We start from the raw sequence: 19015 nt of genomic DNA, 5'->3' as shown, positions 1-19015 counted from the left end.
GAATCGTCACAAAATCGGCGCGGGAATAGTATGATTAACGGACGCAAAACAGAAAAGCCCGGCACTGCCGGGCTTTCAATTCTTCAAATCGGAGTATTAGAACTTGACCTTTAGGCTCGTCGACAGTGCAGTGACCAGATCGTTGCCGAAGGAATAGGAGACGTCATCTCCAAACGTGACACCATTCTGGGTCACAACGCCGGACGAGCCGCTCGTCAACAGACCCACGGCGCCGGCGATGCGCCATTCGATATGTTCGGTCGGCGTATAGGCTGCACCGACACCCAGCGTCCAGCTGTCTGTCTGTGCACCATAGCCCTGGCTGGTGCCGCGGTCCCAGGTCAGGCTTACCGCACCGGCCCATTGATCGGTGAACTTGTGGCCGACACCACCGGAGATCGTCCAACCGTCACGATAAAGCAGGTCGAGGGAGGTCAGTTCCGTCGCGCCGCCGGATTTGCAGGCGGCCAAGCCCTTTGTCGAGGTCGGGCAGAAAGGCACGGATTGAAGCACACTCCAGTTCGTCCATTTCACCGAGCCGAAGGCGAGCCAGTCTGGAGCAATACCGCTTTGCAACTTCAGCTCAAGTGAATCCGGCGCTTCGGCGGAACCAAAAACAGGTGTGACTTGACCTCCATAAACCGGCACAACTGGAACCTGACGGAGATCAACAGTTCCGGTCAGGTCGTCGTACTTGACGCGGCTGTTATAAACGAGGCTCGCGCGCATCGCATATTCCGGAATCTCATAGGCGAGGCCGGCCCGCCAGCCCCAACCGCTATCTTCCAGATCAAGGCGGCCGACGCCCGTGCCTACGCCGAGTAGAAGCGGAAGTGTTGAAACCAGACGTTCCTTGAAGCCCTCGACTTCCTGGTAAAAGGCGCCGCCGATGAAGCGAAGCTGGCCGGGACCGACGTCAAAACGATAGGAGCAAGTGCCGCCATAGTTGCGGGTCTTGATTTCCGTTTCGATGTTGTTGTTGGCGCCCGCCCAGTTCAGACCAGGATCGGAGTGGCCGCCGAAGGGCTCGGAATAATCGACGAGGCAATCGATCGTATCGGCGAAGCCGGCTTTGAAGCCGACATAGGGAATGGTGTAATTCGACGTCTCGTCGGCGGTGTCCGAACGGGTGTTGAGATTGCCACCCCCAGTTAAGACGGATGTATTCGTGTCACGGACGTCCTTCAGCTTGCGCTGTGGGGTGACGTAGGTCACACCCGACTGGAACGAAAAAGGCGACGTGTCGAACAGTTGGTCGATATTGTATCCGCCGCGCTCCAGACCGCCGGCGAAGGACGGCGATGCAAGCGACGAAAGAAGAACGAGCGACGTTACGCCCTTGGAAAACCTACGCGATGCCATTGTGTCTCCCCCACTCCAGCAATTGATGTGACGCCACTGTAGTAAGTGTTCGCCTGACATGGCAACGCGCCCCACGGCAGCGCTCCCGGGCATTGCAGTGGCCAACTTACGTAAAAAAATTGACGGACACGTCAAAAAATCTGGTTAATAAAATTTTATTCCGAAACCACCGGGTTTCAGCCTGGCTTTTGGGTTTTCATTCCACACATTGCGAAAGCTGTATCAATCCGACAACAGTGGCAGTTTTCGCCCTTGGGATGCCAGCATAGCCACAATCCACAGGCTCAGGGCCCGAAATCAGCCGCTTTCAGGACCGAATCACGCGGGCGCCTAGAACGACAAAAGACGCGCCTTAGCCGGGCGCGTCTTTGAAATGATTTGCCAAAATGGGCAGCAAAACTTATCCGGCTTCGCTCACCCTGGAAAGGGCGATCTTCAGGCTCGCCATCTGACCCTTCAGTTCCTCTAAACGCTCGCGCTCAGCCTCGACCACTTCGGGATTGGCATTGGCGACGAACTTCTCGTTGGAGAGCTTACCGTCGATGCGCGACATCTCGCCTTCCATCTTGCCAATCGCCTTTTCGAGACGCGCCTTTTCCGCGGAAAGGTCGATCAGATTGCCGAGCGGCAGGCAGATGGTGGCCTCGGCGACGACGATCTGGGCTGCTCCCTTCGGCGCATCGTCGGCCAGCGAGATCGCCTCGACACGCGCGAGTCGCTTGATGGCGGCGTCGTGGCGGAACAGCCTTTCGCGGGTCAGGTTGTTGGCCTTGACCACGACGAGCGGCGCTGTGGCCGACGGCGGCACGTTCATTTCGGCGCGCACGGAACGAATGCCGGAGACGAGGTCGATCAGCCAGTTGATCTCGTCGGCAGCCGCGTCGTCAGCATAGGAGGGCGCCGGCCATTCGGCATGGCAGACCAGCGTGTCGCGCTCTTTGCCTTCACCTGCCGTATGCGCCCAGAGCTCTTCGGTCATGAAGGGCATGAAGGGATGCAGCAGCTTGTAGATCTCTTCGAGAATATAGGCGCTGCAGGCCTGGGCTTCGGCCTTGGCGCCCGCATCCTCGCCGTTGAAGACCGGCTTCAAAAGTTCGAGATACCAGTCGCAGACCTCGTTCCAGACGAAACGATAAAGCGCGCCGGCGGCGTCGTTGAAGCGGAAGGCTTCAAGCGCTTCCGTAACGTCACGTTCCGTACGGGCAAGTTCCGTCAGTATCCAGCGATTGATGGTGAGTTCGGCCGCCTCCGGCACGAAATGCGGATCGCTTTTTGCACCGTTCATCTCGGCAAAGCGCGTGGCGTTCCAGAGCTTGGTGCCAAAATTACGGTAGCCGGCGATGCGGGCCGGATCGAGCTTCACGTCGCGGCCCTGGGCCGCCATGATCGCCAAGGTGAAGCGCAGCGCGTCGGCGCCGTATTCGTCGATCAGTTCCAGGGGATCGATGACGTTGCCCTTTGACTTCGACATCTTCTGTCCGTTCTTGTCGCGCACCAGCGCGTGGACATAGACGGTATTGAAGGGCTCAACGGGGCTGCCGTCATCATCCTTCATGAAGTGCAGGCCCATCATCATCATGCGGGCAACCCAGAAAAAGATGATGTCGAAGCCGGTGACGAGAACGTTGGTCGGATAATAACGGGCGAGTTCCGGCGTTTCGTCCGGCCAGCCGAGTGTCGAGAAGGGCCAGAGAGCGGAGGAGAACCACGTGTCGAGCACGTCCTCGTCCCGCGTCAGGATCTCGCCCGGCTTGAAGTTTTCGAGGAGGTCCTCGACATAGGCCTTCATCGGCCCCTCATGCGAGAGGTAATGCTGGATCGCCGCCTGCAACGCCTCTTCCTCCGTCTTTTCGACGAAGACCTGGCCGTCCGGACCGTACCAGGCGGGGATCTGGTGACCCCACCAGAGCTGGCGGGAAACGCACCAGGGCTGGATGTTTTCCATCCATTCGTAATAGGTCTTGTCCCAGCTCTTCGGCACCATCCTGGTGCGGCCCTCGCGCACCGAAGCGATCGCCGGTTCGGCGAGCGTCTTGGCATCGACATACCATTGCTCGGTCAGCCGCGGCTCGATCGGCACGCCGCCGCGGTCACCGTGCGGGACCATGTGCTTGTGCGGCTCGATCTTGTCGACGAGACCGGCCTCTTCGAAAATCTCGACGATGACCTTGCGCGCAAAGAAACGATCCTGCCCTTCCAGGCGATCCCAGGCGCCGTGCAGCGCCGCCGGATTATCGAGACCTTCGAGGAAATCCTCATTGTCCTTGATGGTGATCGTGCCGTCGCCATTCATGATATTGATGATGCGAAGGCCTGCGCGCTTGCCGACGTCGAAGTCGTTGAAATCATGCGCAGGCGTGATCTTCACCGCGCCGCTGCCGGCGGCCGGATCGGCATAGTCGTCGGCAACGATCGGAATCCTGCGGCCGACGATCGGCAGAATGACATGCTTGCCGACAATGCCCTGGTAGCGTTCGTCTTTCGGATTGACGGCAACACCGGTGTCGCCCAGCATTGTCTCCGGCCGTGTGGTTGCGACAACCACATAGTCGCGCGTCTCGAATTCGGTCGGCTTGCCTTCCTCATCGAAAGCGATCGGGAACTGATAGGTGACGCCCTTTTCTAGCGGATAACGCAGGTGCCAGAGATTGCCCTTGACCTCGTGCTGCTCGACTTCGATATCGGAAATTGCCGTCAGCAGCTTCGGATCCCAATTGACCAGACGCTTGTCGCGGTAAATCAGACCTTCCTTGTAGAGCGTGACGAAAACCTCGAGAACGGCCTTCGACAGGCCTTCGTCCATGGTGAAGCGTTCGCGCGACCAGTCGCATGAGGCACCCAGGCGCTTCAGCTGATTGAAGATCAGGCCGCCCGATTCAGCCTTCCACTCCCAGACCTTGTCGATGAAGGCGTCGCGGCCCATGTCGCGGCGGCCCGGCAGCTGCTGTTCCATCAGCTTGCGCTCGACGACCATCTGCGTGGCGATGCCGGCGTGATCCATGCCCGGCTGCCAGAGCACGTTCTTGCCGCGCATGCGCTCGAAACGCACCAGGATGTCCTGCAGCGTGTTGTTGAGCGCATGGCCCATATGCAGCGAACCGGTGACATTCGGCGGCGGGATGACGATGGTGAAGGTCTCGGCCCCGGGCTTGGCGTTGGCGCCAGCGCGGAAGGCGTCCTCTTCATCCCATTTCGCTGCGATTTTTGGTTCGACGGCGGCGGAATCATAGGTCTTGTCGAGCATTTTCTGACCAATTTTCGAGGTTCGAGGGTGGCGTTTGTAAATAGGATGGCCACGGCCAAGTCAATAAAAAAGCCGCCCCGGAGACCGGAGCGGCTTTTCCAAGAAAAAGCAATCCGATCAACGGCGCGGGCCGCGCGCCACGCGCTCGATTTCCTCGCGCACCAACCGCTCGACCAGCGTCGGCAGATTATCATCAAGCCATTCGCGCAGCATCGGGCGCAGCATGTCCTCTGCGATTTCATCCAGCGAGCGGCGCTCCGCGCCGTCGATCGCCGCAGCAAGCTCCTCGAAGGAACGGCTGATCTGCAGACCGGCATCTTCGGAGAGAAGCGTCGACTGGACCTCATCGACAACGCTCGGCAGGAAGCGCTCGGTCGACGAACCGGCGGGCTCTAAGGCAGGCGGCGCCGTTTCGACGACCGGGGCCGGCTCGGCGACGGCCACCCGTGGCGTTTCGACAGGAGCCGGCTCGGCCGGCTGCTGAATGCCATGTGGCGGAACGGGTGCTGCAGCGGCCGGGAAAACGGGCTGGACCGGCTGCGGCTGCGGCGCCGTCGCGCGCGACGGTTCCGGCGTCACGGCCGGCTGCGGTTCGGGCTGACGGAAGCCGCTCGGAATTTCCCGCAGGGCCTGACCGGCCTGCACGGCACTGCGCTCGGAGGCGGCGCGCACGCGGGCGGCGACATCGGCAAGCGACAGGGCGCGGGCCGGCGCTTCCGTCTCGGGGGCGGTCCCGGCCGAATTGGCGGCGACGAAACGCGGATCGGAAGAGCGCATGGCCGGCTCGGGGAACTCGACGCCGGCATAGGTGTCATCGACGGTCAGATGGATCTCGGAGCCGTTCACGTCCTCGTCGGAGCCGTAAACCGGCGGCAGGGATGCGGAAATCGCCTTGCCGGCGCCGGGTTCATTGCTTTCGATGATCTGGCGGATGGACGCCAGAATTTCTTCCATGGACGGTTCACGCGCTACACTTGGCTGAGCCATATCTATCCCCGTTATCCCAAAACAACGACCGGATGGTGTGGAGCGTTCATCCGAATCACCACGACCTTAGAATACCCCAGACGTGAAAAAAATCATCGCGAATCAAATGAATGCGGCCATGCACAGTTTTGTTACCCAATGAATGCCGTCGGCAATTCGCGGCCGAGGCGTCAGGATAAATGATGTTTGTGAAGGGTTTCCGGCAGCGCGAACGACTCCGCCCGGAAATCGGAATCGATCTTGAGGGCGGATGCGCTGATGCAAACTGTCACAGCGTCCTTTGCGCGTCTGAAAAGACACGCGGCGCGCAAATAAAAGCGGGCGCCATCGGCGCCCGTCGCTGCAATTCGTCGAGGAGACCAGCGTCAGAAAACGAATTCGCGCGCCTTGGCGAAACCCGGCAGCGGCTTGACTGAAGCATTGAAGAAGACGTTCTCCGAAATGGCGCCGCGCTCGGCGACGAAGACCTTGGCGCGGGCGGCATTGCCATGACCTTCGACCGTGACCAGACGGCCGCCATCGCGCAATTGGCCGAGAAGAGCGGCCGGAACTTCCTCGACCGCGCCATTGATAAAGATCAGATCATAGGGAGCGCCGGCAGCGTAGCCCATTTCGAGCGGGCCGGTGACAACTTCGACCTTGCCGTAGCCGGCAAGCTTTTCCTTCGCCTCGGCGGCCAGACCCTCGTCGCATTCGAGCGCGATGACCGAGCCGGCGATAATCGACAGCAGCGCCGATGTGTAACCGGTGCCGCAACCGACTTCGAGCACGAAATCATCCTTGCTGATAGCAGCGAGCTGCAGCAGCTTGGCGAGTGGCGAAGCTTCCATCAGGAAGCGGGCCGGCTTGCCCGGTGCGGCAGCGGAGATCTCGACATCGTTGTCGACATAGGCCAGGAGCTTTGCCTTCTCCGGCACGAAAGCCTCACGCGGCACCGTGAGAAACGCCGTCAGCACGGAATGCGAGGTCACGTCGGTCGTGCGAACTTGGTTGTCGACCATCTTTGCGCGCGCTGCTTCGAAATCCATCATGTCCTCTCGCTCTTGAAAGCGGTTCCTGTCCCCCGTCTCTTAATCTCCGACACGAATGCTTTCAAGGCTTGGCAGCAGTCGGCGAAAAGAATCCGGCGGACGCCTCTTTCGAGCCACAGGAGGGGAAAGGCGCTGCAGACCAAACATGGAATCCCCTGCCCCTTCATGGTATGATTTGCAGCGGAGGAAATGGGAGGAGCAGGCCATGTCTGCGATTTTCGAATATCTGACGCTGTTCGATTTCTTCATCCTCGCAGCGCTCATCGGCATCTTCTGTTGCAGGTTGCTGGACGGTGAAACAAGCTGAGGAGCGCGCGCTGCGGCATGGAGCCGCTGGCGCCGGTCACGATCTCATCCGGGCGGACGCGGGCTGCGCACGCCGGTTGGCATAGGCTGGACCGAGCGGCGGCTGCAATTCGGCGCGATAGCCTTGAAATATCAAGGTTTCACAATCATTTATCAGCGGTGGGGAAATATTGGAGGCCTCGCCCGGAATTGAACCGGGGTACAAGGATTTGCAGTCCTCTGCGTCACCACTCCGCCACGAGGCCTCACATGCTCATCATCTGAGCCGTGGCGAGCGTTTAGAATGATCGTAAGGAAATCGCAAGAGGGCATTTTGCAAAAACGCCATTCCGCGGCAGCCGAGAAGACCATTTTTCCATCCCGGGACACGCCGCGGCCCAGGCTGAAACTTCCTCTCGGCGATCACGCCCTGTTTCGCACCAACCACAGCATTTGAACCAACTCTTAACTTGACTTCGGACGCCTACCCGCCATCTTCCGCCCCGGGAGGGTATAGGAGCTGCTGTATGAAATGGGCTGCCCTCAAGTCAAATCAGGGACGTGCGGCGTATAACGCCGAAACCGGCGATCTCCGCGTAAAGTTCTCCGGTTCCGCGGCGGTACGACATGCCGACATTCCGCCGCATGTCTACCAGAACCTGCTGGAAACGAACGATCCCCATTTCTATTACCAGTACTATATCGCGCCATCGCGCTTCTCGCCGGCTCGTCGAGGGCCGATCTCGATGGTCTCCTACGGACTGAAGCTCGTTCTGCTTCTGGCCGCCTGCAGCCTGTTGATGGCAACCGATCTCGATCCGGGCCATGACGTGATTTTCGAGGAAAGCCAACTGAGATCGAATTAGAACCGCGTGCGCCCCCGGGTCCATGCGTCTCGATCCCGACAGCCTGCAGCGCGCAATCAGGCAACGATGCTGACCGTCGCAAGCGAGGTCCTGCTCCGGGAGCGGTAGCGGCGATCGTCCCGGCCACGGTCGTTCTCGCCGTCGCGCTCATTGCGGCCGTTAAAATTGCGATAGTTGCGAGGCCCGCTATATCCGCCGCCCTGGCCTTGATCGATGACGCAGCCTTCCGGACGGCGGCAAATACCGCCGGCGTCAAATCCGCGGCTGTCGACGGGTTGGGCTCCGGCGGACCTCGCCGAAAGAATCGCCGCCGCTGACAGGACGACAATCAAGAACACTTTCATTACCTCACCCTCGGTAGTGCCGTGTTGGCGCAAGCGATCCGCACTCCCGCGGGGCTCTGCGGTGATCAGCCTCATCCGGCCGGTCTTCCCCGCTTATGCCACCAGACTGCCAGCCGGCGCCGAAGCCTCCGCGCTATGGGAAGGTCATGCGAGAGCACCAGGAGGCCGAGCGGTATCATCCAGAAACCCAGGATCGGAAGAAAGCCCAGGAAGCCGCACAAGACGAGGGCCACGCCGATTGCCATCCGCCCGATGCGCGAACGCGGCATACCGATGCTGAAGGAGCCGAGCATAAGCCTGTGGCTAGCGTGATCGATGCCGAAGCGCCGTGCCCGCACCCTGCGCTTCTCGCTACCCGTGTTCTGGCGATCATCCCTTTTTGTCATTTCCCAGAGATGGGCATAGGCCACCCAAATACAAGTTCATTTCATTTTTTTGAAAAAACCGCTTGGCAAATCGGGCAAGCATTTGTATTAGCCCACTCACACCGCGCCAAGCAGTGATCCCTGGTAGCTCAGCGGTAGAGCATTCGACTGTTAATCGACAGGTCGCCGGTTCGAATCCGGCCCGGGGAGCCATTTCTTAATTGCCTGTTTTGTTGAGAAATCCGAAGACAGGCATTTACTTCCCACCTTCCCTCCCCGCTTTAGCATCCTGTGATAATTCGCGGTTGAAGTTCTGCACCGCACGCAGCTTTGCGCGGGCGCCTTCTTTTGTGATGCATGTTTATTCCGAGCGAAATCGGTGCGCCCCGATGGCGCACGCGTTTCTGTCGGAGATGTAAAACGGGTTGTGTTCGCATACAGCCGGTTTCAGACAAGATGCCGGCGATACGGAAGCGTGCCGCCGGCCTGTGAGGCCGACGGCCAAGTGGCCCGGGCACTGCCGCCTAAAAATTGAAGTACACAGTCACACCCGACCGACGGCGATAGGGGGAATAATCGCGATAGCCGTAACGCTCGCGATAATACCGCGGACGGTAGCAAGAGTCGTAGTACCGGCAGTCGCGGGAAGCGTACCGGCGTTTCTTCCAGTGGCCATACGCATGTCCATTACCGTGACGACGGTGTTTGACCTGCTCGACGTCGGAGGTGTGCACAGCTACCGCTTTTGGCACGACGATCGGCATGGCGTTTAGCGGCAGAGCGAAACATGCAGCCAAGACTGACGCTGCGACTGCGGGTAAAAGCTTGTTCATCGGCGCATCCTTTCCAGCCCGCAAGTCTGGGTTAATAGGCATTAACCTAGGATGAACGGCTCTCCGCTGCGGATCGAAGGTGCGCCATACCCGTCTCATAAGTTTTTCAACAAGTACGGTTTATTGGAACGAAGATATTCTGAGTCACCTGGAGCATAAAAAAGGGAAGAGATTGGGAAGAAGATGCTTACGGAGGGTTTTCGACCCCCTGGAGTTCGAAGCAGCGTAACGACTGGTGCGACTAGCGGAATATCCTCTGTCAAATACCGTACAGGAACTTGGCCGAGCCCCTGCCGTTAAGGCGTAGGATCGCACGGGTGTTCCTCGTTTTTTCTGTGCGGTCCGCTCGCCAAGCTTGCCCCGCCACGGCGGGGCATTTTTTCCGAGCGCCGCGGAAGCCAATGTAAATCGATCAATTGACAGCGCCCAACTTGCGACGGGACGCAGCCGAAAGAGATGAGAACGCCCGTCGCGAAATTAGGCGCAGCAGGTCAGCGATTAAGGCTAACGGCAGCCGCTGCGCGGTGCAGGTGAATTACCAGGTCTGGCGATTATACCAATCGTCGATATCTCTCCTGGTGCGGTCTTTTTCATAGCCGTAGCGCTCTTGGATCTTGCCTTCGAGCTGATCGCGCTTACCGTTGATGACATCAAGATCATCGTCGGTCAGCTTGCCCCATTGCTCCTTGACCTTACCTTTCATCTGCTTCCAGTTACCTTCGACGCGATTCCAATCCATGGTTAGTTCCTCCTATCTTGGGATAGAGGAACGGGGACGAACGATAAGGGTTCCGCTTCGGTCAGCGGTGGCGGTTCCACCTTGCGGAAAAATATTCACACACCACAGATCAATCACAGTGGCCTCCGCGGATTGACCACGGTACCATCTCTAATAACTGCACGACCGACCGTTGCCGGGTCGGAAGCCGTCGGCACAGGCCGGGTTCATTGAATCGCCCGGCTGATATCCCGATGCCGAGCCGTATGAGTTTGGTGAGGTCGAGCAGGCTGAGGCAAGGGCGGCCAGAGTAATTGTGCCGGCCGCTAAAAATGCCCGAAATCTCTTCATCTCTACTTCTCCCATTGTCGCCGCGATCGGTGAGCGAGCTCCCCAGGAACAAAGGGAGTCGTTTTCCAAACTTACTCCGAAATCGCTTGCGCTTAGAGATATAGGCACTTCTGCAAGGGACGCAGCTCCAGCAGCGCGTATTCTTGCCGATCGTCATGAATTTCGCGTGCAGGCGGTCCGATATGCCCGCCTTTGCTAAGGCATCTCGAATAGCATTGGACGCGTACCCCGGAAGCGATGTTCCTTCCGGGGTAGCTTTGTGACGCGGCGTCCGCGCTTACTGGCATGCATTTGCAGCATCGGGCTGTGTCGAGCTGTTGCCGGAAGTGGGAGCCGGGTTGCCGGTGCCACCGGCCTGCTGGCGCTGACAGTCGTTCGGGTCGCCACCGGAGCTGTTCGCACCGGTCGCGCCGGCGCCGATGGTGGTATTTGCGCCGGTGCCGCTGGCGTTGGTATTGCCGGAGCCTGAAGCATCAGTACCAGACGTGGTGCCGCTGCCGGAACCTGAAGCTCCGCCACTGCTACCGCTGCCAGATCCCCCGCCGCCCGATTGCGCCATTGCCGATGTTGCCAGGCCAATCGAAATTGCCGTTACTGCCATCATTCTCAGAAGCATGGTATCCTCCTCGAGGCTTCATTGCCGATAGGCAGCAAACAAGAGCCCCAGAAGATTGTTTCAGTTCGAAAGCGTACTGGAACTTCCGCCCTCGCCGATTTTGTTGCCTGAGCTGGATCGCGCAGACGGAGGCTCTGTCCCGCACGCACCACCCTCGCTTTGCGCGACCTCCTTCACCACCGATATTTTCGCGTGCAGCGTCTCGCACTTGCACGATCGATGCGCGAGACGCGTTCTTTCTTGACTCGACGACCAGTCGGAACATAATGAGAACATCCGTATGGCAAAAGCTGAAAACATGGTCGAAAGTTTTGAAGGAGATCGGGGTCGTGCGTCCGCAGGCAGCTGAAAAACTGGCAGAAGACGCGCTGAAAGGAGAAGTCGACGCAGTCGTCGCTTTTCACGACGGCGACATTCGTGCCGCCATTACGACGCTGCTGCTGGATTGCCGTCACCTGCGACTTCAGCTTGCCCTTCGAGATGGAGGGGTGAGCCGCGGCACGGCATGTGAACGCTCGACGTCTCGCGAAGGGACATGAAACATCGTCGCAGCATCGAGCTCGTGCCGCCTGATCGTCATGCCATCGAAATCGACAATGCAACGCTGGCGAACCTGCCGGAGTGGTTCGTCATCTACGCCCGTTGCCGTGCTTGCCGCCACCAAGCGCCTATAGACCGGCGGGACGTTGCCTGGCGCTGCGGCCAAAACCTATCCCTCGCCACGCTGGCCAAGCGCCTCAGATGTCGGGAATGCGACAACCGCTCCGCCAACCTGCTGCTCCTTCGGATGCTGCCGCGCGATTGAGGACGTCCCCGCGCGTTGCGCGACGACATAGTCTGCCGGGAACAAACCTCGTGGTTAAAAGTTGTGTGGCATCAACCATGTAACGTCGACTTTGACAGGAGGTCTCTCATGGGTCGCGGTATTCTACTTTGGCTGCTCGGTGTTCCACTGCCTATCATCATTCTTCTGGCTCTGTTTATGCGATAGGAACAGATCATGTCGGTTTCAATGACAGGTTCCGGAGAAGTTGCCACTCCGGTCGAATCCTCCAAATCGGCCATGACATGGGGACCCATCTTCGGCGGCGCAGCCGCCTCCATCGGAGTGACCCTCATCCTTCTGCTTCTGGGATCCGGGCTCGGGCTGACGATGGTGTCTCCCTGGTCGGGGCAAAGCAGTTCGCTCGGAACACTTGGCGTTACGGCGGCAATCTGGCTCGTTCTCGTGCAATGGCTCTCCTCTGCGCTTGGAGGCTATGTTACCGGCCGCTTGCGGACCAAATGGGCGGCCGTCCACACCGATGAGGTGTTCTTCCGGGACACCGCACATGGGTTCTTAAGCTGGGCTCTGGCGACGATCTTTGTCGCCGGGTTCCTCGCATCGTCGCTGTCATCGCTCGCCGGCGCCGGCGCCCAAGCGGTGGGATCGGCCGCACAGGCCGTGGGTTCCACTGCCACAGCCGCCGGTACGGCAGCCGCATCGTCAGCAACGTCGCCGCTGGATCTTTCCACCGCCTATTTCACCGACGCCTTGCTGCGTCCTGATCAGGCGCGTGCGGCGGCCACATCCAATGATGTCGCGGCGACATCGGAAGTCTCCCGCATTCTCCTCAATGGTGCCGCCGAGGGGCAAGTTCCCGATGAGGACAAGGCCTATCTTGCCACCATCGTCTCTGCCCGGACCGGTCTTTCCGAAGCCGATGCGCGCGCCCGCGTTGACACGGTTCTGAAACGTGTCGACGACGCCAAGGTCGCCACCCAGAAGGCTGCCGACGAGGCACGCAAGGCCGCTTCCACCACGGCATTGCTTGGATCCCTGTCGCTTCTGGTCGGCGCTTTCATCGCCGCTGCGGCCGCGGCTCTCGGAGGATCGCAGCGCGACGAAGAGGAAGATCTCATCGTCACCCCCCGGGTGTAGAGGATGAGCAATGGGGGCGCGGAAATGCTGTGCCCCCATGTAAACACCCTCGGCTCTCTCAGGTCGGATGAGGCGTCATCCAGGCGGCCGCTTTTGTCATAGGCTTCGCTCGCGCCGAACACGGGGCCGCCGCAAAGCTTCAGTTTGTAGGTGCCAACCTTTCGAACTTTAGGCTCGCCACGCGTTCGGGTGATGGACAAGGCTCCAATCTGCTCCATCTCTGATTACAGGCTGTGGAGAGCCGTATGCGCTGGCGCTTTCGACAGATTTCTGACCTCGCCGCGTCCTGGGCAGGACATCGTGTGCTGCCCGTCGCGCTGATCGCGTTCGTTGTCATATGGACGGCGGTCGGTCTGAACTTTTCCTTTCCTCGGCGGTGGTTTTTGCTGACCAATACTTTCTGCACGCTCATCGCGTTCTTTGTAGTGCTGCTGGTGCAACACGCCCAAAATCGAGACACGAAGGCGCTCCATGCCAAGCTTGACGAACTCATCCGTTCAAGCGAGGCGGGAAACCACTGGATTGCGGCCGAGAAGAGAGATGCCGACGCCATCGAGGCTATGCGCCGGCAACACCAAGCACAGATTTCGGAAAGGCAAGCCTGAAGCGCGACGAATTTAGGCGGATGTTGCCTCTGCGTCAGATTTCTCCTCCGCTTTCTCCTCGACGCATTCGGCCTTTTCAGCGAGCGACTTGCTCATTTCCCTCAGTTCGCCCTCATCCAGCTTTTCGATGCCGACGAATTTATTGGCGGCCTGGCTCGTGAGAATGAGCTCGTCGAGCTTGGCCTGCAGAGCCTTTCCATCTCGGTTCTGAGTGTTCTGCAGCACAAACACCATCAGAAAGGTGATGATGGTGGTCGTCGTGTTGATCACAAGCTGCCAGGTTTCAGAATAGTCGAAATAGGGTCCGGTTACCGCCCAGGCGAGGACGAGCGCCAGAGCGGCGACAAAGGTATATGGTCTTCCCGAAAGCTCGGCGACGGCGGTTGAAAAAGAAGAGAAGAAGTTTGATTTGTTCGACATTTGAGCAGGCTCCCGCGTCGTCAATGCTGTCATTCGACAAATCAACTCCAGATCCGGGCGGAAGTTCCTCATGCCGTAGGACCTGTCCGGGGGCGGGCGGCGGCTCAATCTTCGAAGTTGCCGCCACAGTACATTGCATTAGACCAGATGCACGTGGATGGCATTAAATCGTTGTACTTAAAAACATTCTCTTCACAGCCGCTGCGCGCCTCCGGCGACCTGCATCAGCCTTTCTGAGATTTTGCAACAGCCCGTTTTTGGTGGCTTAGGACGAGCTCGATCTGGACATCTTGTTGAAACTCCAGCACTCGCTGACCGACCTCACTCTCCGACATCCCTGCGGCCAAAAGCTGATCGGCGAGCCTGCGGCATTCGCTCTTCCAGAATTCGATCGCCTCGGCGCCATGCCGGCGGCCGAGCTCTCGGGCGCAGCGCTCGATATTGGCGATTCCGGTTCCGGAGGGAAAGGCGATAACCTTGCCTTCATGAGAGATAGCAGGGCGGCGGGTCGTTTCAGTGGCCATCGAACACAGGTTTCCTTTGATCCTATATGTTGTCTACGGGACGATGGTTAATGCTTTCTATTCATTTGACTGGTTCGGCGGCAAGACGTGGTGCCGCGTGGTCAAATCGCAGTGTCTTCGACCTTGACGGCGGCACGCCGATGCGCCGACAGTCGTGACCGACACCTCAGCCAGCAGAGACCAATGATGACAATAACCGCCGCCCCCCGCGACTTCCTGAAAAGCCTGTTCGACGCGGCGGTTCGTGCCGCCGATCCTCTGACCGGCATAAAGGCGCGCCTGCCGGAGAAGCCGAAAGGCAGAACCGTGGTGATCGGCGCCGGCAAGGGCGCGGCGCAAATGGCGCAGGCGCTCGAAAGCGTCTGGGACGGACCGCTCGAGGGACTGGTGGTTACCAGATACGGCTATGGCTGCGGAACGCGCCAGATTGAGATCATCGAGGCCGCCCACCCTGTGCCCGATGCGGCGGGGCTTGCCGCGGCAAGACGGTTGATGGAAACGGTGAACCGGCTGACGGAAGACGATCTGGTGATTGCCCTGATCTGCGGCGGCGGCTCGGCGCTGCTACCCGCCCCGCCGGAGGGGCTGACCCTCGAAGACGAGATCGCGCTCAACGAGATGCTGCTTGCTTCGGGTGCGCCGATCTCGGCGATGAATATCGTGCGCAAGCATCTCTCCACCATCAAGGGCGGCAGGCTTGCAGCGGCGACGAAAGCGAAGGTCGTCAGCCTGATCGTTTCCGACATTCCGGGCGACAATCCCGCCCATGTCGCCTCCGGGCCGACCGTGCCCGACGGTTCGACTCGGCACGAGGCCCTTGAGATTATCAGGCAATACGGATTGCAGCTGCCGCAGGCCGCCCTCGATCATCTGAACTCGCCGAAGGCCGATGCGCCGCGGCCCGACGATCCGGTGTTTTCACGGCACGAGCATCACGTCATCGCCTCGGCCGGCGTATCGCTGGAGGCGGCGGCCGCCCAGGCGAAAGAGCATGGCATCGAACCGGCGATCCTTTCGGATGCGATCGAAGGTGAATCGCGCGACGTGGCGCAGGTGCATGCGGCGATCGCCCGCGAAGTGCTCGGCCGGAACAGGCCTTTTTCGAAGCCGGTCGTCATCCTGTCCGGTGGCGAGACGACGGTGACGCTCCGGGCCAAGGGCGGCAGGGGTGGGCGCAACGGCGAATTCGCGCTCGCCATGGCGCTCGCGATCAACGGACAGGAAGGCATTCATCTCCTTGCTGCCGACACGGACGGCATCGACGGCTCGGAGGACAATGCCGGCGCCTTTGTCGATGGCGGCACGGTCAAGCGCCTTCGCGCCGCCGGGCTCGATGCGCGGCGGCTGCTGGACGGCAATGACAGCTATTCGGGCTTTGCTGCCGTCGGCGATCTCTTCGAGACAGGCCCGACCGGCACCAATGTCAATGATTTCAGAGCCATCCTGATCGCTTGAGACCCGGCCGGATCACGTCTTGATCCGCCCCTGCCCCACCAGCCAGCCGACCGATTCCTGCACTGCCTGCAGCGACGTATATCGCGGCGCATAACCGAGCAGGCGTCGGGCTTTCGCGATCGAGCAATTTGGACTGCGGGCAATATGCTCCCATGTCGCCTCCGCATCCTCGGCCGTCTGGCCTTCGGCCCAGGCATCGAAAGGCGCGAACGTGAGCCTCGGCTCCCGCCCGAACCAGCGCGACATGGCTTCCGCATAACCGCGAAGGGTCAAGGCCTGCTCGGAAACTGCGTGGAAACTCTCACCGATCGACGCGTTCCAGTGGGCAATTGCATCCATGAACATCGCCGCCACGTCATCGGCGTGGACGTGATGAACGGTCTCCAGGCCGAAATTGGGCAGGGTCAGGGTTTCGCCCCGGGCAAGGGTCGAGAAGACCTCCAGGTTGAAGTTGCCGGCCGGGTTGAGCGGCGCCCATCCGGTGCCGACAATATGGCCAGGGTGGATGATGGTTGCCGGGAAGCCTTGCAGCCTTGCCTGCTGCAGCAGATAGGTTTCGATCGCCGCCTTCTGAATACCATAGTCACCGAACGGAGACTTCGGGGCTTCCTCGCAGGTTGGCACAGACACGGGATAGCCATGTGTCCAGATCGTGCCGGTGTGCAGGAAGTGTCCGACATGCCCGGACAAGGCCGTCACCAGCTGCTCGGCACTTGCCAGCGTGAAGCAGATCATGTCGATGACGATATCGGCTTTCAATGCGCGCACGGCCGGGGCGAATTCGCCGGCCCGCTCCATCCCGGCTCGATCCATCCGGCGCTGGTCGACGGAGGCCCAGGCCCGGTTTTCCATATAAGGTTTTGCCGCGCCGCGGCTGATGGTGACGACGTCGTGACCTGCCTCCACCAGGCGCGGAACGAGATAGGTTCCGACATGGCCCGTCGCCCCGATGACCAAAACCCGCATTGTCGTTCCTCCGTTGGCGTGATCCGCACCGACTATGCTGCGCCGGCCCAAGATCCTGCAAGCGGAGTTTTCCCCGAGAGTGGCGAGCGGGCCGGCTATCGATTCTTGAAAACAAGACACGTGCCGCCATGCCGGCGGATCTGGTTGCAGACGTCGTTGGCTTCCCCACGCGTCTGCCGGGCGATGCGGGCGACATAACGCGGGCGGAAACCGAAGCTGCGATCGCGCTGGCGCAGGATCAGCGGCTGTTCCGCATTCAGAGGTGAAGGCAGATCCTGCACGGCATCGAGAAACAAGCGCCGTGCCACCGCCACATCGGCATTCGCGGCCAGTTGAACGCCCCAGGGCGCCCAATTGCCCTCCTGACGCCAGGGCGTGTCCTTCAACCTCCGCCTTTCGGCGAGCGCCACGCAGCCATCGAGAAAGGGCTTGTCCTTGTCGAGCGGGGCTGCCGCGTCTTTCGGCGGATTGTCCTTCCACTCCTCGACCGTATGGGCGGTGATCGCCATGACGTAGCTCCGCGTCTCGTAAGGTAATCTCCCTGACGCAAGGTAAGAAGCAAGACCGTTTTCGCCGGCATTATAGGCGGCGGCGGCAAGGCCGAGATTGCCGAAACGGTTGCGCAATTCGTCGAGATACTGCGCCGATTTCCGCAGCGCCTCCAGCACCTGGTAGCTGTCGTCGAGGCCGCGCAGTTTCGCCGTGCCGGGCATGAACTGCGCAATACCCTGCGCGCCTTTATAGCTGACGGCATGGGGGCGAAAGGTGCTTTCGCGCCAAATGAGACGGGCGAAATAATCCGGCGGCAAGCGATTGGCCCCGGCGAAATGCTCGATAGCGGCGCAGAGGTCGCGATTGAAATTGTCCTTGCGGATGCAGAGCGTCTCGCCTGATCCTGAGGCAGCAGGCCCGGAATAGAGGCAGGCCGGTGGCGCATCGCTTCCTTCCGGCTGGGCTTTTGGCGTGTCCGCCGTGGAAAACAGCAAGCCGAGCGAAAGCATGACCTTCGCCGATCTCCTCCCCATGTCGGACTGACGTTTTCGCCCTATCATCTCGGCAGGTTCGACTTCCATCGCGACGCTGATCTTAGATAACATCAATCGAGGCGCGAAGCTTCCCCATTTCAGCAATGCCGGCACGAAAAAGCCGCCGGACCATATGGCCGCGGCGGCTTGGAAACAGCTTGAAAACAGCGATCAGGCCGTCGGCTGCTTGGTCTTCCGGAGATAGGGCAGAACCGTATCGAAGGAGCCGAAACGCGTGATCGCGTCCTCGTTGGACACCGCGGCGGTGATGATGACGTCCTCGCCCTGGTTCCAGTTTGCCGGTGTCGCTACCTGGTGCTTGGCCGTCAGTTGGATGGAGTCGATGGCGCGCAGGATCTCGTTGAAATTGCGGCCCGTCGTCATCGGATAGGTAAGGATCAGCTTGATCTTCTTGTCGGGTCCGATTATGAAAACCGAACGCACCGTCGCGTTGTCAGCGGGCGTGCGGCCTTCCGAGCTGTCGCCGGCGCCGGCCGGCAGCATGTCGTAGAGCTTGGCGACCTTAAGATCCTTGTCACCGATCAGCGGATAATCGACGTCGAAGCCGGTTGCCGTCTTAATGTCGCCCTTCCACTTGGAGTGGCTTTCGACCGGATCGACTGAGATGCCGATGATCTTGACGCCGCGCTTGGAAAATTCGCCCGCCAAGCCTGCCATCGCGCCGAGCTCGGTTGTGCAGACCGGCGTGAAATTCTTCGGATGTGAGAACAGCACGGCCCAGCCGTTGCCGATCCAGTCATGGAAGCTGATCGGTCCCTGCGTGGTGTCAGCGGTAAAGTCGGGAGCGATATCGTTGATACGTAAGCTCATGGTCGGCCCTCCAAAGCCGTTGTTGGTTTCATTATCTCAAAACGGCGGCCATGGGACTGCCTGCCGCAGTCGTGATAAATTGCGATCGACCGGATAGCATCGGCTGCGAGCGGAAAACTCTCCCATCCCACGGTTTTCGCTGCATTTCTTTAAGCTATATACCACGATAACCGAAGGTACGCTCTTTCGATTTGCAGCCTCCGCCGGCATTATTTTTCCCGGCAAGCTGGCGCGATGACAAGACCGATCAATTTTGATCGGTCTTG

At 60.0% G+C, this 19015-nt stretch carries 21 protein-coding genes and 2 tRNA genes; 7 read left to right on the top strand and 16 right to left on the bottom strand.

The window, feature by feature from the left end; genetic code table 11:
* Positions 1-96: 96 nt before the first annotated feature.
* The 5 genes from C4N04_RS05265 to C4N04_RS05245 all read right to left on the bottom strand — a co-directional run bounded on the left by C4N04_RS05265 (position 97) and on the right by C4N04_RS05245 (position 7175).
* Positions 97-1362 carry an OmpP1/FadL family transporter gene (locus C4N04_RS05265; RefSeq protein WP_096764065.1) on the bottom strand — a complete coding sequence of 422 codons (1266 nt, stop codon included), beginning with the start codon at positions 1360-1362 and terminating at the stop codon, positions 97-99.
* A 400-nt stretch (positions 1363-1762) separates the two neighbouring features.
* Positions 1763-4606 carry a valine--tRNA ligase gene (locus C4N04_RS05260; RefSeq protein ID WP_106795557.1) on the bottom strand — a complete coding sequence of 948 codons (2844 nt, stop codon included), beginning with the start codon at positions 4604-4606 and terminating at the stop codon, positions 1763-1765.
* 117 nt (positions 4607-4723) lie between these two features.
* A complete protein-coding gene (locus tag C4N04_RS05255) occupies positions 4724-5593 on the bottom strand; it encodes a DUF2497 domain-containing protein (protein ID WP_077993974.1) in 870 nt (289 codons plus the stop codon).
* 365 nt (positions 5594-5958) lie between these two features.
* Positions 5959-6624, bottom strand: a complete 666-nt coding sequence (locus C4N04_RS05250; RefSeq protein ID WP_009995508.1) for a protein-L-isoaspartate O-methyltransferase — start codon at positions 6622-6624, stop codon at positions 5959-5961.
* Positions 6625-7101: 477 nt separating this feature from the next.
* Positions 7102-7175, bottom strand: a tRNA-Cys gene (locus tag C4N04_RS05245).
* Positions 7176-7436: 261 nt separating this feature from the next.
* Between C4N04_RS05245 and C4N04_RS05240 the strand changes: the two genes are divergently transcribed.
* Positions 7437-7775, top strand: a complete 339-nt coding sequence (locus C4N04_RS05240) for a KTSC domain-containing protein (protein ID WP_106795556.1) — start codon at positions 7437-7439, stop codon at positions 7773-7775.
* Positions 7776-7831: 56 nt separating this feature from the next.
* Here C4N04_RS05240 and C4N04_RS05235 read toward each other — a convergent pair whose 3' ends face one another.
* Both C4N04_RS05235 and C4N04_RS05230 read right to left on the bottom strand, forming a co-directional pair.
* Positions 7832-8119: a hypothetical protein gene (locus tag C4N04_RS05235; RefSeq protein WP_009995501.1), complete on the bottom strand. Its 288-nt coding sequence runs from the start codon at positions 8117-8119 to the stop codon at positions 7832-7834.
* A 71-nt stretch (positions 8120-8190) separates the two neighbouring features.
* Positions 8191-8505: a PGPGW domain-containing protein gene (locus C4N04_RS05230; protein ID WP_077994101.1), complete on the bottom strand. Its 315-nt coding sequence runs from the start codon at positions 8503-8505 to the stop codon at positions 8191-8193.
* Positions 8506-8622: 117 nt separating this feature from the next.
* Between C4N04_RS05230 and C4N04_RS05225 the strand changes: the two genes are divergently transcribed.
* Positions 8623-8697, top strand: a tRNA-Asn gene (locus tag C4N04_RS05225).
* Positions 8698-9008: 311 nt separating this feature from the next.
* Here the strand turns inward: C4N04_RS05225 and C4N04_RS05220 are convergent.
* The 4 genes from C4N04_RS05220 to C4N04_RS05205 form a co-directional block, all read right to left on the bottom strand.
* Complete coding sequence (locus C4N04_RS05220) at positions 9009-9317, bottom strand: hypothetical protein (RefSeq protein ID WP_077994103.1); 309 nt, start codon at positions 9315-9317, stop codon at positions 9009-9011.
* A 535-nt stretch (positions 9318-9852) separates the two neighbouring features.
* A complete protein-coding gene (locus C4N04_RS05215) occupies positions 9853-10056 on the bottom strand; it encodes a CsbD family protein (protein WP_009986102.1) in 204 nt (67 codons plus the stop codon).
* Between the two features lie 150 nt (positions 10057-10206).
* Positions 10207-10386: a hypothetical protein gene (locus C4N04_RS32065; protein ID WP_096764068.1), complete on the bottom strand. Its 180-nt coding sequence runs from the start codon at positions 10384-10386 to the stop codon at positions 10207-10209.
* 277 nt (positions 10387-10663) lie between these two features.
* The gene (locus C4N04_RS05205; protein ID WP_077993978.1) at positions 10664-11002 is read right to left on the bottom strand and encodes an oxidoreductase; all 339 of its coding nucleotides are present in this window, start codon (positions 11000-11002) and stop codon (positions 10664-10666) included.
* A 266-nt stretch (positions 11003-11268) separates the two neighbouring features.
* Here C4N04_RS05205 and C4N04_RS05200 point away from each other — a divergent pair, with 266 nt between their 5' ends.
* The 4 genes from C4N04_RS05200 (at position 11269) to C4N04_RS05185 (ending at position 13528) form a co-directional block, all read left to right on the top strand.
* Positions 11269-11541, top strand: a complete 273-nt coding sequence (locus C4N04_RS05200) for a hypothetical protein (RefSeq protein WP_009996375.1) — start codon at positions 11269-11271, stop codon at positions 11539-11541.
* Positions 11538-11807, top strand: coding sequence for a hypothetical protein (locus tag C4N04_RS05195; RefSeq protein ID WP_096770361.1), 270 nt, complete (start codon positions 11538-11540; stop codon positions 11805-11807). The genes C4N04_RS05200 and C4N04_RS05195 overlap by 4 nt, the downstream gene beginning before the upstream one ends.
* Positions 11808-12002: 195 nt before the next feature.
* A complete protein-coding gene (locus tag C4N04_RS05190) occupies positions 12003-12923 on the top strand; it encodes a hypothetical protein (protein ID WP_106795555.1) in 921 nt (306 codons plus the stop codon).
* Between the two features lie 245 nt (positions 12924-13168).
* Positions 13169-13528 carry a low affinity iron permease family protein gene (locus tag C4N04_RS05185; protein WP_009996378.1) on the top strand — a complete coding sequence of 120 codons (360 nt, stop codon included), beginning with the start codon at positions 13169-13171 and terminating at the stop codon, positions 13526-13528.
* A 12-nt stretch (positions 13529-13540) separates the two neighbouring features.
* Here the strand turns inward: C4N04_RS05185 and C4N04_RS05180 are convergent, their stop codons facing one another.
* Both C4N04_RS05180 and C4N04_RS05175 read right to left on the bottom strand, forming a co-directional pair.
* A complete protein-coding gene (locus C4N04_RS05180) occupies positions 13541-13948 on the bottom strand; it encodes a low affinity iron permease family protein (protein ID WP_009996380.1) in 408 nt (135 codons plus the stop codon).
* A gap of 224 nt (positions 13949-14172) precedes the next feature.
* Positions 14173-14472, bottom strand: a complete 300-nt coding sequence (locus C4N04_RS05175; RefSeq protein WP_038688460.1) for a DUF6074 family protein — start codon at positions 14470-14472, stop codon at positions 14173-14175.
* 186 nt (positions 14473-14658) lie between these two features.
* Here C4N04_RS05175 and C4N04_RS05170 point away from each other — a divergent pair, with 186 nt between their 5' ends.
* Positions 14659-15927, top strand: coding sequence for a glycerate kinase (locus tag C4N04_RS05170; RefSeq protein ID WP_106795651.1), 1269 nt, complete (start codon positions 14659-14661; stop codon positions 15925-15927).
* Positions 15928-15939: 12 nt separating this feature from the next.
* Here the strand turns inward: C4N04_RS05170 and C4N04_RS05165 are convergent, their stop codons facing one another.
* From C4N04_RS05165 to C4N04_RS05155, 3 genes are all read right to left on the bottom strand, one after another.
* Positions 15940-16893: an NAD(P)-dependent oxidoreductase gene (locus C4N04_RS05165; protein ID WP_009995843.1), complete on the bottom strand. Its 954-nt coding sequence runs from the start codon at positions 16891-16893 to the stop codon at positions 15940-15942.
* 95 nt (positions 16894-16988) lie between these two features.
* Positions 16989-17945, bottom strand: a complete 957-nt coding sequence (locus tag C4N04_RS05160) for a lytic transglycosylase domain-containing protein (protein WP_106795650.1) — start codon at positions 17943-17945, stop codon at positions 16989-16991.
* A gap of 144 nt (positions 17946-18089) precedes the next feature.
* Positions 18090-18749, bottom strand: a complete 660-nt coding sequence (locus C4N04_RS05155; protein WP_038688456.1) for a peroxiredoxin — start codon at positions 18747-18749, stop codon at positions 18090-18092.
* Between the last annotated feature and the right edge of the window lie 266 nt (positions 18750-19015).

This window comes from Rhizobium sp. H4, assembly GCF_003013335.1.
Lineage (GTDB): Bacteria > Pseudomonadota > Alphaproteobacteria > Rhizobiales > Rhizobiaceae > Rhizobium > Rhizobium sophoriradicis.
Note: the sequence above shows the minus strand (reverse complement) of the source record. Positions and strands in the feature narration are given on the sequence as shown.

Excerpts from the sequence above, each read along its gene's own strand:
- C4N04_RS05160 (WP_106795650.1), bottom strand. The coding sequence starts at position 17,945 with ATGATAGGGCGAAAACGTCAGTCCGACATGGGGAGGAGATCGGCGAAG.
- C4N04_RS05200 (WP_009996375.1), top strand. The coding sequence starts at position 11,269 with ATGAGAACATCCGTATGGCAAAAGCTGAAAACATGGTCGAAAGTTTTG.
- C4N04_RS05205 (WP_077993978.1), bottom strand. The coding sequence starts at position 11,002 with ATGCTTCTGAGAATGATGGCAGTAACGGCAATTTCGATTGGCCTGGCA.
- C4N04_RS05190 (WP_106795555.1), top strand. The coding sequence starts at position 12,003 with ATGTCGGTTTCAATGACAGGTTCCGGAGAAGTTGCCACTCCGGTCGAA.
- C4N04_RS05195 (WP_096770361.1), top strand. The coding sequence starts at position 11,538 with ATGAAACATCGTCGCAGCATCGAGCTCGTGCCGCCTGATCGTCATGCC.
- C4N04_RS05255 (WP_077993974.1), bottom strand. The coding sequence starts at position 5,593 with ATGGCTCAGCCAAGTGTAGCGCGTGAACCGTCCATGGAAGAAATTCTG.
- C4N04_RS05250 (WP_009995508.1), bottom strand. The coding sequence starts at position 6,624 with ATGATGGATTTCGAAGCAGCGCGCGCAAAGATGGTCGACAACCAAGTT.
- C4N04_RS05175 (WP_038688460.1), bottom strand. The coding sequence starts at position 14,472 with ATGGCCACTGAAACGACCCGCCGCCCTGCTATCTCTCATGAAGGCAAG.
- C4N04_RS05215 (WP_009986102.1), bottom strand. The coding sequence starts at position 10,056 with ATGGATTGGAATCGCGTCGAAGGTAACTGGAAGCAGATGAAAGGTAAG.
- C4N04_RS05265 (WP_096764065.1), bottom strand. The coding sequence starts at position 1,362 with ATGGCATCGCGTAGGTTTTCCAAGGGCGTAACGTCGCTCGTTCTTCTT.
- C4N04_RS32065 (WP_096764068.1), bottom strand. The coding sequence starts at position 10,386 with ATGAAGAGATTTCGGGCATTTTTAGCGGCCGGCACAATTACTCTGGCC.
- C4N04_RS05170 (WP_106795651.1), top strand. The coding sequence starts at position 14,659 with ATGACAATAACCGCCGCCCCCCGCGACTTCCTGAAAAGCCTGTTCGAC.
- C4N04_RS05185 (WP_009996378.1), top strand. The coding sequence starts at position 13,169 with ATGCGCTGGCGCTTTCGACAGATTTCTGACCTCGCCGCGTCCTGGGCA.
- C4N04_RS05155 (WP_038688456.1), bottom strand. The coding sequence starts at position 18,749 with ATGAGCTTACGTATCAACGATATCGCTCCCGACTTTACCGCTGACACC.
- C4N04_RS05230 (WP_077994101.1), bottom strand. The coding sequence starts at position 8,505 with ATGACAAAAAGGGATGATCGCCAGAACACGGGTAGCGAGAAGCGCAGG.
- C4N04_RS05240 (WP_106795556.1), top strand. The coding sequence starts at position 7,437 with ATGAAATGGGCTGCCCTCAAGTCAAATCAGGGACGTGCGGCGTATAAC.
- C4N04_RS05180 (WP_009996380.1), bottom strand. The coding sequence starts at position 13,948 with ATGTCGAACAAATCAAACTTCTTCTCTTCTTTTTCAACCGCCGTCGCC.
- C4N04_RS05165 (WP_009995843.1), bottom strand. The coding sequence starts at position 16,893 with ATGCGGGTTTTGGTCATCGGGGCGACGGGCCATGTCGGAACCTATCTC.
- C4N04_RS05260 (WP_106795557.1), bottom strand. The coding sequence starts at position 4,606 with ATGCTCGACAAGACCTATGATTCCGCCGCCGTCGAACCAAAAATCGCA.
- C4N04_RS05235 (WP_009995501.1), bottom strand. The coding sequence starts at position 8,119 with ATGAAAGTGTTCTTGATTGTCGTCCTGTCAGCGGCGGCGATTCTTTCG.
- C4N04_RS05220 (WP_077994103.1), bottom strand. The coding sequence starts at position 9,317 with ATGAACAAGCTTTTACCCGCAGTCGCAGCGTCAGTCTTGGCTGCATGT.